We start from the raw sequence: 491 nt of genomic DNA on the forward strand, positions 1-491 counted from the left end.
TGGCTGTTTAAATGATGAATTCATCCGACAAAGCTTACCATGTTTATTTAATTTAACATTTTTCCACCGTAAACAGGTTTGTTTTTGGACCTGCTGGGCCGGATGGTCAGCTACGCCGACGGCCTGCTCTCTGAACTGTTCACCAATGCCAGCAGCGTGCGCCTGATGGAGCACGCCGCCACCCTGGACCTGGAGGACTTCGAGGATCCGGACCTGCAGGACCGGCTGGACCGCGCCCGGCGCCAGACCATGAGCCGGATGAACCTGATGAGCCAGCTGTTGGCCAGGTCCAGGACGCCATCACCGTGGTCAGCTTCGGCGTGGGCCTGCTGGTGTACGCGCCCTGGCTGATCCTGCTGCTGGCCGTGGCCCTGGTGCCGGCGTTCATCGGCGAGGCCCACTTCAACGCCCTGGGCTACACCCTCAATTTCCAGTGGACTCCGGAGCGGCGCCAGCTGGAGTACCTGCGCCAGACCGGCGCCAGCGTGGAG

General features: G+C 61.5%; 1 pseudogene. It reads left to right on the top strand.

Features of this window, described 5'->3' with window-relative positions:
- Positions 1–87: 87 nt before the first annotated feature.
- A pseudogene (locus tag CSC70_RS14340) lies at positions 88–491 on the top strand (ABC transporter ATP-binding protein); the annotation flags it as partial.

Source organism: Pseudoxanthomonas kalamensis DSM 18571, from assembly GCF_010211745.1.
Lineage (GTDB): Bacteria > Pseudomonadota > Gammaproteobacteria > Xanthomonadales > Xanthomonadaceae > Pseudoxanthomonas_A > Pseudoxanthomonas_A kalamensis.